Genomic DNA, 13,591 nt, shown 5'->3' with positions numbered 1-13,591 from the left:
TCGCTGCGTGGTGGGATATAGAGGAACTGACCAACAGACGCAGCGGAAAGTTCGTTACACCGCGGCTGCTTCAGTGAGCATGCGGGGCCGAGGTGACAGTTTGAATACGCCGCCAAGGGCGCACCTGCAGTGCTTGCAGGGCACGCTGCAGGCGTGGCATCGAAAGCGGCCAGGGCAACTCGGCAAGCACCCACAGGCCCCGGTTTCTGGCCTCTTGGGCAAGGTTGTGGCGCTTGGGGGTAGCCTGGCCGACGAATAGCAAAGCGCGGGTTCGGTGCTGCTGTTCGAGCAAGGCAAGGCCGGCCCGGGTTGGCATGGCGTGGTCAAGGATCAGCAGATCGGGGCGGTGATCGGCGTTCAGGCAGGCGTCAAGGTCTGCGCTGGTTTCGCTGATGCGCACATGAAACATGCCTTGGGCGTTAAGGGCCTGGTGCAGGAGTATCTGGTGGGATGGGCGAGCCTGGTGAATCAACACATAGGGCTGGTGCATGAAAGCCGCTCCTGGTGGGAGGACCGGCTAATCTAGGCTTGGCGCTGGGTGAACTGAATAGGATTTTTCTGATTGGATTGAGGGAAAGCCTGAAATTGTTGGGGCCGCTTTGCGGCCCATCGCGACACAAGGCCGCTCCTACAGGGGAACGCGCCTGTTGCATGGGTCGCGATCTCCTGTAGGAGCGGCCTTGTGTCGCGAAAGGGCTGCGCAGCAGCCCCCGGGCGATAGCAATGCTTACAATGGTTTGCCGCGGTTACCATGCTGGCTGACAAAGCCCTGCACAGCCTTCAGGTCATTGGCCAGCACCGTGCAACGCTCCTCACGGCTGAACAGGTCGCTGAGGTGCGCCGGCAGCTCCAGCGCCTTGCCAACACCGGCCTTCTCCACCGCTTCCGGGAACTTGACCGGGTGCGCGGTACCCAGCACCACCATCGGCGTGTCCAGGCTGCGGCGGCATTCGCGGGCGGCCTTGACGCCGATTGCGGTGTGCGGGTCAAGCACCTCACCGGTGGCGGCAAATACTTCGGCGATGGTTTCGCAGGTCTGCTCGTCGCTCACTGCCAGCGAGTCGAACAGTTTGCGCGCTTCGGTCCAGCGGTCTTGCTCGACACTGAAGCCGCCACCTTGCTTGAAGTTGGCCATCAGCTCGGCAATGGCGCCACCGTTGCGGCCGTGCAGGTCGAACAGCAGGCGCTCGAAGTTGGACGAGACCATGATGTCCATCGACGGCGACAGGGTCGCGTGCAGGGTTTCCTTGACGTACTGGTTGCCGCTCATGAAGCGGTGCAGGATGTCGTTGCGGTTGGTGGCGACGATCAGCTGGCTGACCGGCAGGCCCATGTTACGTGCCAGGTAGCCTGCGAAGATGTCGCCGAAGTTGCCGGTCGGCACCGAGAACGCCACGGAACGCGCCGGGCCACCCAGCTGCAGGGCAGCGTGGAAGTAGTAGACGATCTGGGCCATGATCCGCGCCCAGTTGATCGAGTTGACCGCAACCAGGCGGGTGCCCTTGAGGAACGACTGGTCGGCGAAGCTGGCCTTGACCATTTCCTGGCAGTCGTCGAAGTTGCCTTCGACGGCGATGTTGTGGATGTTGTCACCGAAGATGGTGGTCATCTGCCGGCGTTGCACTTCCGACACGCGCTGGTGCGGGTGCAGGATGAAGATGTCGACGTTGTCGCAACGACGGCAGCCTTCGATGGCGGCGGAGCCGGTGTCACCGCTGGTAGCGCCGATGATCACCACGCGCTCGTTGCGCTTGGCCAGCACATGGTCGAGCAGGCGACCGAGCAGTTGCAGGGCGAAGTCCTTGAACGCCAGGGTCGGGCCGTGGAACAGCTCCAGGACCCACTCGTTGCTGTTCAACTGACGCAGCGGTGCAACCGCGGCGTGGGCGAACTCGCCGTAGGTTTCTTCGAGGATCTTCTTGAAATCGGCGTCGGCGATGCTGCCTTCGACGAACGGGCGCATCACCCGGAAGGCCAGTTCGTGGTACGGCAGGCCGGCCCACGAGGCGATTTCTTCCTGGGTGAAGCGTGGCAGGTTTTCCGGGACGTACAGGCCGCCGTCGCTGGCCAGGCCAGCCAGCAGGACGTCTTCGAAATTCAGGGCCGGAGCCTGACCGCGGGTGCTGATATAGCGCATGGGTGCAAACCTTCGATGCTGGGGCCGGGGCCGCACTGGCGGCCCGACGGCACAATTGTTAGTTGAGCTGCTCGACGCGAATGCGCACGACCTTGCCGACCACGTCCTGCAGGGCTTCCAGGGCAACGATGGCGTCGTTGATGCGCTGCTCGACCACGCGATGGGTCAGCAGGATCATCGGCACCAGGCCATCCTGTTCCTCGGCTTCCTTCTGCATGATCGACTCGATGTTGATGCCGCGCTCCGAGAGGATGCTGGCCACCTGGGCCAGTACGCCCGGGTGATCCTTGGCCTGGATGCGCAGGTAGTAGGCGCTTTCGCAGGCTTCGATCGGCAGGATCGGGTGGGCCGACAGCGAATCCGGCTGGAAGGCCAGGTGCGGCACGCGGTTTTCCGGGTCGGAGGTCATGGCACGAACCACATCGACCAGATCGCCGATCACCGACGAAGCGGTAGGCTCCATGCCGGCACCCGCGCCGTAGTACAGGGTGGAACCGGCGGCGTCGCCGTTGACCATGACGGCGTTCATCACGCCGTTGACGTTGGCGATCAGGCGGTCGGCCGGGATCAATGTCGGGTGTACACGCAGCTCGATGCCTTCGGCAGTGCGGCGGGCCACGCCCAGGTGCTTGATGCGGTAACCCAGGGCCTCGGCATAATTCACGTCTGCAGTGGTCAGCTGGGTGATACCTTCGGTATAGGCCTTGTCGAATTGCAGCGGGATGCCGAAAGCGATCGAGGCAAGGATGGTCAGCTTGTGCGCGGCATCGATGCCTTCAACGTCGAAGGTCGGGTCGGCTTCGGCGTAACCCAGCGCCTGGGCTTCGGCGAGTACGTCCGGGAAGGCACGGCCCTTCTCACGCATTTCGGTGAGGATGAAGTTGCCGGTGCCGTTGATGATGCCGGCCAGCCAGTTGATGTGGTTGGCCGACAGGCCTTCGCGGATGGCCTTGATCACCGGGATGCCACCGGCAACGGCCGCTTCGAAGGCAACGATCACGCCCTTCTCACGGGCCTTGGCAAAGATTTCATTGCCGTGCACGGCAATCAGCGCCTTGTTGGCGGTGACCACGTGCTTGCCGTTTTCGATGGCCTTGAGCACCAGCTCGCGGGCCACGGTGTAGCCACCGATCAGCTCGATGACAATGTCGATCTCCGGGTTGCTCGCAACTTCGAACACATCAGCGGTAATGGGGGTACCGGTAATCTGGCAGTTCGGGTTCTGCGAGCGCATGGCAATCTGTGCCACTTCAATACCGCGCCCGGCACGGCGGGCGATCTCCTCGGCGTTGCGCTGAAGTACATTGAAGGTTCCGCCACCGACGGTCCCCAACCCACAGATGCCTACTTTGACCGGTTTCACTGTGAACTCCCCATTGAACGGCCGACGCCTATGCCGACCGTGAAACATGCCGTCACCCCATGACGACGGCGTACTGAATTGGATTACTTGGCCAGTGCCAGCTTGGCGACCTGCGGTGCCGGCTGGTAGCCCGGAATGACCTGGCCGCTTTCAAGGACGATCGCCGGCGTGCCGTTGACGCCGATCGACTGGCCCAGCTGGAACTGCTTGCCGACCGGGTTGGCGCACTTGGCGGCCTTGATTTCCTCACCCTCGACCATCTTGTCCATCGCCGCTCGGCGGTCGCTGGAACACCAGACGGCCTGCAACTGCTGGTCACCCGGCGAACCGAGCCCCTGGCGCGGGAAGGCGACATAGCGCACTTCGATACCGCGGCGGTTGAGCTCAGGCACCTCGGCGTGCAGCTTGTGGCAGTACGGGCAGGTGGTGTCGGTGAACACGGTGATGTGCGACTTGGTCTCGCCCTTGGCAGGATAAACCACCATTTCGGCGGCTGGAATGCCGTTGATGAGCTTGGCAATGCCCAGGCGCTCGGTCTTCTCGGTGAGGTTGACCGGCTTGCCGTCCTGGATCTGGAACAGGTAACCCTGCATCACGAACTGGCCGTCGCCGCTGGCATACAGCACGCGGCCGCCCTGCAGCTTGACTTCATACAGGCCGCTGACCGGGCTGCTGGCCACGCTTTCGACGGGCACTTCCAACTCGAGGTTCTGCAACGACTTACGGATGGCCTGCTCGGCAGCTGCATTGCTGTCGGTTGCCGCGGCAACGGCAAAGGTACTGGCCAGCGCCAACGCGGCGGCGGCGAAAAACTGGGTCACGCGCATGGGAACTCCTGAAGGCGGACAGGGGCCGGAGGGCGTCACCTGCGGAAAATACGCGGTGACCGTGCGGCCCTTGGTGCAAACCGCCCAAGCCTACCACATCACACCGCCAGTGAAGGGCCTTGCAAGGACCGGTCGGCGGAACATGAAAAACATTCATCCACGCGGGTGGTGCTGGGCATGCAGTTGCTGCAGGCGGGCCTTGGCGACATGGGTGTAGATCTGCGTAGTCGACAGGTCACTGTGGCCCAGCAGCATCTGCACCACACGCAAGTCGGCGCCATGGTTGAGCAGGTGAGTAGCGAAGGCATGACGCAGGGTGTGCGGTGACAGCGGCTTGTCGATACCGGCGACCCGGGCATGGTGCTTGATACGATGCCAGAAGGTCTGACGGGTCATCTGCTCGCCACGCTGGCTGGGGAACAAGACGTCGCTGGGGCGGCCATTGAGCAGTTCGGCGCGGCCATCGCGCAGGTAGCGCTGCAACCACAGCACCGCCTCCTCGCCCATGGGCACCAGGCGCTCCTTGCTGCCCTTGCCCATCACCCGCAGCACGCCTTGGCGCAGGTTGACCTGGTCGAGGGCCAGGCTGACCAGCTCGGTGACACGCAGGCCGCAGGCGTAGAGCACTTCGAGCATGGCGCGGTCACGCTGGCCGATGGCTTCGCCCAGGTCCGGAGCTTGTAGCAAGGCTTCGACGTCTGCTTCGGACAACGACTTGGGCAGCGGCTTGCCCAGTTGCGGCATATCCACTTGCAGGGTGGGGTCGATGGCCACCAGTTTTTCCCGCAACAGGTAGCGGAAGAAGCCGCGCAGGCCGGACAGGAAGCGCGCCGTGGAGCGCGGCTTGTAGCCCTGGTCGAGGCGCCAGGCCAGGTGGTCGAGAATCAGCTCGCGTCCGGCGTCGGGCAAGCTGACGCCATGTTCCTGCAACCAGCCGTTGAACAGGGCCAGGTCACTGCGGTAGGACACGCGGGTGTTGTCGGACAGGCCCTTTTCAAGCCACAGGGCGTCGAGGAACTGGTCGATCAGGGGGTGGTCTAGGGCGGGCATTCGGGGCTGCTGGGTGTTGGTGGTGGGGCTAGTGTTTCACAGCAGCTCGGGGTTGTCTGTACTGGCCTCTTCGCGGGTGACCCCGCTCCCACAAGGGTCACACAGGTCCCGAAGGCGGTGATATCCCTGTGGGAGCGGGTTTACCCGCGAAAGGGCCTAAACAGGAGAACTCAGGCCTGGGGCAGAACGGGCACCGGCCGCTTGTCCTCATCGATGGCAACGAAGCTGAACACCCCGTGGATCGCCCGCTCGCGTCCATCCAGGTACATGTTCTCGACGAACACATCCACCTGTACCTGCAAGCTGGTATTACCTACCTTGATGACCGACCCCACCAACTCGACGATCGAGCCCGCCGGGATCGGATGCTTGAAGTCGATGCGGTCAGTCGACACGGTTACCAGCGGCAGGCGGCAGAAGCGCGTGGCGGCGATGAACGACACTTCGTCCATCCAGGCCAGGGCGGTGCCGCCGAAGAGGGTGTTGTGGTGGTTGGTGGTGTTGGGGAACACCGCCTTGGTCACGCGGGTCACCGACAGCTCGGTGCGGCGCAGGATTTCCTGGTCTCGGGTAGTCATGGCAATCACATCTTCGGGGGTCAAAACGCAAAAAAGCAGCCCGAAGGCTGCTTTTTTCTCGCTAGGCGGCCTCGGCCACCGGGCAAACTGCACTCAGGACAGTTTTTCCTTGATGCGAGCGGCTTTGCCGGACAGGTCGCGCAGGTAGTACAGCTTGGCTTTACGCACGTCACCACGACGTTTCACGGCCAGGCTGTCGATTTGCGGGCTGTAGGTCTGGAAGGTACGCTCTACGCCAACGCCGCTGGAGATCTTGCGCACGGTGAAGGCGCTGTTCAGACCGCGGTTACGCTTGGCGATAACGACGCCTTCGAACGCCTGCAGACGGGAACGCTCACCTTCCTTCACTTTAACCTGAACGACAACGGTGTCGCCTGGTGCGAAGGTCGGGATTTCCTTGCTCATCTGCTCGGCTTCGAGCTGCTGGATGATCTTGTTGGTCATGCTGTGCTCCTAAGATGGATACGTGATCCACCATCGATACGTTTAACTATCGTCCCGCTCGCGGAGATATTCCTCGAGCAGCTTCTTCTCTTCTCCAGAAAGCGAGCGACTTTCCAGAAGATCGGCGCGTCGTTCGAAGGTCCTACCAAGGGACTGCTTCATTCTCCAACGCCGGATGTGTGCATGGTTGCCACTTAGCAACACGTCGGGAACACGCTGATCCGCATACACCTCAGGCCGGGTGTAGTGCGGGCAATCGAGCAGACCGTCGGTGAAGGAATCTTCTTCCGCCGAGTCCACATGCCCTAAAGCTCCGGGCAGCAGCCGTGTAACCGCATCGATCAGTACCATGGCCGGCAGCTCGCCACCGGAAAGCACATAGTCGCCAATCGACCACTCCTCATCGACATGAGCCTCGATAAAGCGCTCGTCGATGCCTTCATAACGACCGGCGATCAGGATCAACGATTCCTGTTCGGCCAGGCCTTTGACCGCCTGCTGAGTCAGCTTGCGGCCTTGTGGCGAAAGGTAGATCACCTTCGCCGCTGCTCCGGTCGCTTGCCTGGCGCTAACCAGGGCGTCTTCCAGAGGCTTGATTTTCATCACCATGCCCGGACCACCGCCAAACGGCCGATCATCCACCGTGTGGTGACGATCTGTGGTGTAGTCCCGCGGGTTCCAGCAAGTCACCTGAAGCAACCCCTGTTTCACCGCGCGGCTGGTAATGCCGTACTCCGTGATGGCCGAGAACATCTCGGGGAACAACGTGATGACGTCTACGCGAAGGTTACCCATCGTTTAGAAGTCCGCGTCCCATTCAACCCGCATCACGCCTGCTTCCAGGTCGATGTCGAGCACGCATTGCGCCGTATAGGGCAACAGACGCTCGCGATCATCCAGGCTGCCTGCGCAGGGCTTGACCACCATGACATCGTTCGCACCGGTCTCCAACAGGTGATCGACCTTGCCGAACAGTTGTTCGTCCTGGTTGATGACCTTCAGGCCCACCAACTGGTACCAGTAGTACTCGTCAGCAGCCAGGTTGGGCAAAAGGCTCCGCGGAATGCAGATTTCGTAACCGCTCAGAAGACGGGCTTCATCGCGATCATCGAGGCCTTTCAGCTTCACGACCAGGCCCTTCTGGGAGCCACGACCGTTGACCAGCTCGACCTGCTTTACGTTGCCTTCGTGCCGAAGCGTCCAGCGCGGATAATCCAACAGGTTTTCAATCGGATCGGTAAAGGAATACACCTTCACCTCGCCGCGAACGCCGTGAACCGAAAAAATCTTGCCAACGACGATGAGGTCGTCAGCCTTTTCTGGCGTCGCGTTCATACTACTCAGGCAGCAGCCTTGGCAGCGTCCTTCAGCAGCTGAGCAACGCGCTCAGACGGCTGTGCACCCTGGCTCAGCCAGTAGTTGACGCGCTCTTGGTTGACCGACAGCTTGACTTCGGCGCCAGCAGCGATCGGGTTGAAGAAACCTACGCGCTCAACGAAACGGCCGTCACGGGCGTTACGCGAGTTGGTCACGGTCAGGTGGTAGAATGGGCGCTTTTTCGAGCCGCCACGGGCCAGACGAATGGTTACCATGTGAACATCGTTCCTATAGTCGGTGCTGCAGTTGATACAGCAGCTGGTACTGCAAATCTGAATGCCAAATAGGCACACGGGTGCCCAAAAGGCCGCATATTCTCGGGGAATACACGGACATTTGCAAATGACTTTTTCGGCAAGGCCCTGCCCTGCCGTCCAGATCCGCCGGTTGAGCCGCGAAATCCGCGGCGATTGCCCCGCCACGGCGGGGGTTCTGGGCGCCTGCCGGACAAACGGCAGGCCCCCGGAATAGGGGTTACAGCTTCGGCATGCCGCCGCCCGGCAGCATCCCGCCAAGGCCGCGCATCATCTTGGCCATGCCGCCCTTGGCGGAGAATTTCTTCATCATCTTCTGCATTTGCTTGTGCTGCTTGATCAGGCGGCCGACGTCCTGCACCTGGGTGCCGGAACCGATGGCGATTCGGCGCTTGCGCGAGCCGCTGATCAACTCCGGATCACGGCGCTCGGCCGGGGTCATGGAGTTGATGATTGCTTCCATCTGCTTGAACTGCTTCTCGGCGGCGCCCTGGGCATTGCCCATCTGCGACAGGTTGACCCCGCCGATGCTCGGCAGCTTGTCCATCAGGCCGCCGAGGCCGCCCATGTTCTTCATCTGCTGCAGCTGGTCGCGGAAGTCTTCGAGATCGAAGCCCTTGCCCTTCTTCAGCTTCTTGGCCAGCTTGTCGGCCTTGGCCTTGTCGATCGTCTGCTCGGCCTGCTCGATCAGGCTGAGCACGTCGCCCATGCCGAGGATTCGCGAGGCGACACGGTCGGGGTGGAACGGCTCGAGGGCTTCGGTCTTCTCGCCCATACCGATGAACTTGATCGGCTTGCCGGTAATGGCACGCACCGACAGCGCGGCACCGCCACGGGCGTCGCCGTCGACCTTGGTCAGCACCACGCCGGTCAGCGGCAGCGCCTCGCCAAAGGCCTTGGCGGTGTTGGCGGCGTCCTGGCCGGTCATGGCGTCGACCACGAACAGGGTCTCGATCGGCTTGACCGCGGCATGCAGCGCCTTGATCTCGTCCATCATGTCGGCGTCGATGTGCAGACGGCCGGCGGTGTCGACGATGACCACGTCGATGAACTTCAGCTTGGCTTCGCGGATGGCCGCTTCGGCGATGGCCACCGGTTTCTGGCTGATGTCGGACGGGAAGAAGGTGACGCCGATGTCGTTGGCCAGGGTTTCCAGCTGCTTGATCGCCGCCGGGCGGTAGACGTCGGCGGACACCACCATCACGCTCTTTTTCTTGCGCTCCTTGAGGAAGCGCGCCAGTTTGCCGGCGGTGGTGGTCTTGCCGGCGCCCTGCAGGCCAGCCATCAGCACCACGGCGGGCGGGGCGGCGTTGAGTGCGAGATCTTCGTTGGCCGCGCCCATCAGGCTTTCCAGCTCGGCCTGGACGATCTTCACGAACGCCTGGCCCGGGGTCAGGCTGCGCGACACTTCAGTGCCGACTGCACGGTCCTTGACGCTGTTGACGAAATCCTTGACCACCGGCAGGGCAACGTCGGCCTCGAGCAGGGCCATGCGCACTTCGCGCAGCGTGTCCTTGATGTTGTCTTCGGTCAGCTTGGCCTTGCCGGTGACATGGCGCAGCGTCTGTGACAGGCGGTCGGTCAGGTTTTCGAACATGGTGATCCTTTCAGGCCCAGTAAAAGCCGAGGTTTGTCAGGCGCCCAGCGGGGAATGCACACCCGCCAGGCACAGCAAGGCGGCGATTATAGCGAAGTGCGGCGACGGCGCACACCTTGCTGGCGGCCTGGTAGATATTCGGTGGCTGTGCCGGCCTCTTCGCGGGTGAACCCGCTCCCACAAGGTCTGCACCACACTCGAAACCGTGTGGGAGCGGGTTCACCCGCGAATGCTGCACCGCGGTCTGTCAGTCTTCCTAGACCAGCGCGATCTATGCCAAACTCCGTCTCTTTAAGGCTCGCCAACCAGGACTTATGTTCTCCTCACCCAGCCTCATCCCCAACCTGATCGCCGCCGGCCTATATATAGCCGCGGCCATCTACCAGGGCTCTTACCTTGCCCAGAACCGCAAGGCCGACAAGCGCCTGCTTGCCCTGCTGGGTGCCTTCGCGGTACTCGCCCAGGCTGGTGCGCTGTTCTTCCAGCTGATCACCCCGCTGGGCCTGAGCCTGGACTTCTTCAGTGCCGCCAGCCTGATCGCCGTGGCGGTCATCGCCCTGACCCTGCTGGCCTGCTTGCGCATACCCGTGGAAAACCTGCTGGTGCTGCTGTTCCCGCTGGGCGCGGTGACCGCGCTGCTGGCCCAGTTCGCGCCCCCCGGCACGGTGCCGCTGGTCAACGAAGAGCCAGGCATCCTCGCGCACATCCTGCTGTCGATCCTGGCCTACGGGCTGTTCACCATCGCGGTGTTCCAGGCACTGCTGTTGCTGCTGCAGGACCGCCAGCTGAAGAACAAGCACCCGTCCGGGCTGATCCGCAACTTCCCGCCACTGCAAACCATGGAAAGCCTGTTGTTCGGCTTCCTCTGGGCCGGCTGGTGCCTGCTGTCGCTGTCGCTGATCTCCGGCTGGCTGTTCCTCGACAACCTGTTCGCCCAGCATCTGGCACACAAGACCCTGCTGGCCTGTGTCGCCTGGGTGGTGTTCAGCGTGCTGCTGTGGGGCCGCACCCGCCTGGGCTGGCGTGGCCACAAGGCCATCCGCTGGACGCTGGCCGGTTTCTGCCTGCTGATGCTGGCCTATTTCGGCAGCAAGCTGGTTCGCGAATTCATCCTGCATATCTGACGGGCGCCCATGGATACCCTGCCGTACGCACCGCTATTCGGCACCCTGGCACTGGCGCTGTTGTGGTCGGCGCTGTTCACCGCAGTGGACGCCGCCCGCCTGCAACTCAATGGCACGCTGCGCGTCGGCGAGGACGGCCAGCCCGCGTTGCCGGCCCAGGCCCTGGTGCTGTGCGCCAGCCTGGGCAAGCTGCTGGTGCTGGGCCTGGCCTGCCTGGTCGGCCAGCGCCATGACGGCGAGCACGGCTTCTGGCTGGCCGGGTTGGCCGCCACCCTCGTCCTGCTGGTATTTGCCGAATACCTGCCACGGCGCCTGGCCCGGCGCAATCCGCAGGCGTTCGCCAGCCTTGGCGCCAGCCTGCTGAAAGTCCCCCTCACCCTGCTGCAACCGCTGGCCTGCCTGCTGGATGGCATTGCCAAGCTGATCCTGCGTCCGTTCCGCGTGCAGCCCACGGCCGTGGCCCTGCACCCGCAGGAAGCCGACGAGTTCGACGAGGACGAGGAACACGAGGCCCCGCGCCACGGCCTGCTGGACGGCCTGCAGTCACTGGACAAGATGACCGTCAACGACATCCTGGTACCGCGCAACGAAGTGGACGGCATCAGCCTCGACGAGCCGATCGAGCGCATCATCGAGCAACTGATCGTCAGCCGCCACACCCGCCTGCCGGTGTACCACAGCGACATCAACCAGGTTGAAGCAATCCTCAATACCAAGCTGATCAGCCACCTGCTGCCGAAGGCCGAACTGACCCTGGAAACGCTGCTCGGGGCCTGCTACGAGCCTTATTTCGTCCCCGAAAGCACACCCCTGCAAATGCAGCTGCTGAACTTCCACAAGCAGCAGCGCCGCCTGGGCGTGGTGGTGGACGAGTACGGCGAAGTGCTGGGCATCGTCACCCTGGAAGACATCCTCGAAGAGATCGTTGGCGAGTTCGAGGATGAACAGAGCCTGGACAACCCCCACGTGCACCCGCAGCCCGATGGCACGTTCGTCATCGACGGCACCGCTTCGCTGCGCGAGATCAACCGCAGCCTGGGCTGGCACCTGCCCTGCGACGGCGGGCCGAAAACCCTCAACGGGCTGGTCACCGAAGCACTGGAAAGCATCCCTGAAAGCGCCGTTTGCCTGAAGATCGGCCGCTATCGCCTGGAAATCCTCGAAACAGAGGACAATTGTGCCAGCAAGGTACTGGTGTGGGCCGTGACCCGATAGCTATACTCGGGTCACGCTTACCCAGCCCCGCCGTCCCGCCTGCTACCCGCACCCGGCGCTCGACGGCCAGTCCGCTCCACTGACACGCCCTGCGGTCCTGCTTCAACACCCCGAACAGTGCCCGCCCCGCCCCTACCCCCCTTGGGCTATCGTCAGTCGGGCGCACACAACAACAAAACGCTCCGGCGCCCGCGCCACCGTGCCTGTCCTTTGGCATTGCACGCCGCGTGGCTTATCCCAATGGAGCCGGACCAGACTGTCAGGGACCTATTCAATGACAACCAGCAGCACCTATGCCGAAGCGCCTGCCGCACCGGTCAACTCGCCCGCGCGGGTAGCCACTGCCAGCTTCATCGGCACTGCCATCGAGTTCTACGATTTCTACGTTTACGCCACTGCCGCCGCCCTGGTGATCGGCCCGGTGTTCTTCCCGTCCGGGTCGGGCACCGCGCAGATGCTGGCGGCCTTCCTTACCTTCGGTATCGCCTTCCTCGCCCGCCCACTGGGCTCGGCACTGTTCGGCCACTTTGGCGACCGCATCGGCCGCAAGTCGACCCTGGTAGCCTCGCTTCTGCTGATGGGCGTGTCCACCACAGCCATCGGCGTGCTGCCGGGCTATGACAGCATTGGCGTATGGGCGCCGATCATCCTCTGCCTGCTGCGTTTTGGCCAAGGCCTGGGGCTGGGCGGCGAATGGGGTGGCGCGGCTTTGCTGGCTACGGAGAACGCGCCGGAAGGCAAACGCGCCTGGTTCGGCATGTTCCCGCAGCTGGGCCCATCGATCGGCTTCCTGGCTGCCAACGGCCTGTTCCTGACCCTTGCCCTGGTGCTCAGCGACGAGCAGTTCCGCGAGTGGGGCTGGCGCATTCCGTTCCTGCTCAGCGCCGCGCTGGTACTGGTGGGGCTGTATGTACGCCTGAAGCTTGAAGAAAGCCCGGTATTCGCCAAGGCCGTCGCCCGCCACGAGCGGGTGAAAATGCCGGTGGTCGACCTGTTTTCCAGATACTGGCTGCCGACCCTGCTGGGCGCAGCGGCAATGGTGGTGTGCTACGCGCTGTTCTATATCTCCACGGTGTTCTCGCTGAGTTATGGCGTGACCACGCTGGGCTACAGCCGCGAAACGTTCCTTGGCCTGCTGTGCTTCGCGGTAGTGTTCATGGCCCTGGCCACACCGCTGTCGGCCTGGCTCAGCGACCGCTACGGGCGCAAACCGGTGCTGATCGTCGGCGGCCTGCTGGCGGTAGCCTCGGGCTTTACCATGGAGCCGCTGCTGACTTCGGGGTCGACCGCAGGGGTGGCGCTGTTCCTGGCCATCGAACTGTTCCTGATGGGCGTGACATTTGCGCCGATGGGGGCGCTGCTGCCGGAACTGTTCCCGACCCACGTGCGTTATACCGGCGCTTCGGCGGCGTATAACCTGGGCGGTATCGTCGGCGCCTCGGCTGCTCCGTTCTTTGCCCAGAAGCTGGTGAGCATGGGTGGGTTGAGCTGGGTGGGGGGATATGTATCGGTGGCGGCGGTGATCAGCTTGATTGCCGTGCTGTGCCTGAAAGAGACCCGCAATACACAGCTGTAAGTAAATGGGGCCGCGTTGCGGCCCTTCGCGGGCAAGCCCGCTCCCACAG

At 63.1% G+C, this 13,591-nt stretch carries 14 protein-coding genes; 3 read left to right on the top strand and 11 right to left on the bottom strand.

Annotated elements, in window-relative coordinates; all coding sequences use genetic code 11:
• Positions 1-70 precede the first annotated feature (70 nt).
• The 11 genes from RIN61_RS17155 to ffh all read right to left on the bottom strand — a co-directional run bounded on the left by RIN61_RS17155 (position 71) and on the right by ffh (position 9,627).
• Positions 71-490, bottom strand: coding sequence for an ANTAR domain-containing protein (locus RIN61_RS17155; RefSeq protein WP_207879873.1), 420 nt, complete (start codon positions 488-490; stop codon positions 71-73).
• Positions 491-727: 237 nt separating this feature from the next.
• On the bottom strand, positions 728-2,137 hold the full coding sequence (thrC, locus tag RIN61_RS17150; protein WP_112250940.1) for a threonine synthase: 1,410 nt from the start codon (positions 2,135-2,137) through the stop codon (positions 728-730).
• A 58-nt stretch (positions 2,138-2,195) separates the two neighbouring features.
• A complete protein-coding gene (locus RIN61_RS17145; RefSeq protein ID WP_112250938.1) occupies positions 2,196-3,500 on the bottom strand; it encodes a homoserine dehydrogenase in 1,305 nt (434 codons plus the stop codon).
• An 83-nt stretch (positions 3,501-3,583) separates the two neighbouring features.
• Positions 3,584-4,327 carry a DsbC family protein gene (locus RIN61_RS17140; RefSeq protein WP_112250936.1) on the bottom strand — a complete coding sequence of 248 codons (744 nt, stop codon included), beginning with the start codon at positions 4,325-4,327 and terminating at the stop codon, positions 3,584-3,586.
• A 153-nt stretch (positions 4,328-4,480) separates the two neighbouring features.
• The gene (xerD, locus tag RIN61_RS17135; protein WP_112250934.1) at positions 4,481-5,377 is read right to left on the bottom strand and encodes a site-specific tyrosine recombinase XerD; all 897 of its coding nucleotides are present in this window, start codon (positions 5,375-5,377) and stop codon (positions 4,481-4,483) included.
• A gap of 170 nt (positions 5,378-5,547) precedes the next feature.
• A complete protein-coding gene (locus RIN61_RS17130) occupies positions 5,548-5,955 on the bottom strand; it encodes an acyl-CoA thioesterase (protein WP_025337914.1) in 408 nt (135 codons plus the stop codon).
• A gap of 93 nt (positions 5,956-6,048) precedes the next feature.
• Positions 6,049-6,399, bottom strand: coding sequence for a 50S ribosomal protein L19 (rplS, locus tag RIN61_RS17125; protein WP_003252148.1), 351 nt, complete (start codon positions 6,397-6,399; stop codon positions 6,049-6,051).
• A gap of 42 nt (positions 6,400-6,441) precedes the next feature.
• Positions 6,442-7,194, bottom strand: a complete 753-nt coding sequence (gene trmD / locus RIN61_RS17120) for a tRNA (guanosine(37)-N1)-methyltransferase TrmD (RefSeq protein ID WP_003252146.1) — start codon at positions 7,192-7,194, stop codon at positions 6,442-6,444.
• Positions 7,195-7,197: 3 nt separating this feature from the next.
• On the bottom strand, positions 7,198-7,734 hold the full coding sequence (gene rimM / locus RIN61_RS17115) for a ribosome maturation factor RimM (RefSeq protein WP_313853039.1): 537 nt from the start codon (positions 7,732-7,734) through the stop codon (positions 7,198-7,200).
• Positions 7,735-7,739: 5 nt separating this feature from the next.
• The gene (gene rpsP / locus RIN61_RS17110; RefSeq protein WP_003259424.1) at positions 7,740-7,991 is read right to left on the bottom strand and encodes a 30S ribosomal protein S16; all 252 of its coding nucleotides are present in this window, start codon (positions 7,989-7,991) and stop codon (positions 7,740-7,742) included.
• A 259-nt stretch (positions 7,992-8,250) separates the two neighbouring features.
• A complete protein-coding gene (gene ffh, locus RIN61_RS17105; protein ID WP_112250932.1) occupies positions 8,251-9,627 on the bottom strand; it encodes a signal recognition particle protein in 1,377 nt (458 codons plus the stop codon).
• Positions 9,628-9,941: 314 nt separating this feature from the next.
• Here ffh and RIN61_RS17100 point away from each other — a divergent pair, with 314 nt between their 5' ends.
• The 3 genes from RIN61_RS17100 to RIN61_RS17090 all read left to right on the top strand — a co-directional run bounded on the left by RIN61_RS17100 (position 9,942) and on the right by RIN61_RS17090 (position 13,542).
• Positions 9,942-10,751 (top strand): cytochrome C assembly family protein, encoded by an 810-nt coding sequence (locus RIN61_RS17100; protein WP_025337912.1) that lies wholly within the window; start codon positions 9,942-9,944, stop codon positions 10,749-10,751.
• A 9-nt stretch (positions 10,752-10,760) separates the two neighbouring features.
• Entirely contained in the window at positions 10,761-11,966 is a 1,206-nt protein-coding gene (locus RIN61_RS17095; protein ID WP_207879875.1) for a transporter associated domain-containing protein, read from the top strand.
• A gap of 274 nt (positions 11,967-12,240) precedes the next feature.
• On the top strand, positions 12,241-13,542 hold the full coding sequence (locus tag RIN61_RS17090; RefSeq protein WP_054573205.1) for an MFS transporter: 1,302 nt from the start codon (positions 12,241-12,243) through the stop codon (positions 13,540-13,542).
• The last annotated feature ends 49 nt before the right edge of the window (positions 13,543-13,591 follow it).

Origin of the sequence: Pseudomonas inefficax, assembly GCF_032164165.1 — a bacterium.
Classification (GTDB): Bacteria; Pseudomonadota; Gammaproteobacteria; order Pseudomonadales; family Pseudomonadaceae; genus Aquipseudomonas; species Aquipseudomonas inefficax.
This window is presented reverse-complemented; position numbering and strand designations above follow the sequence as displayed.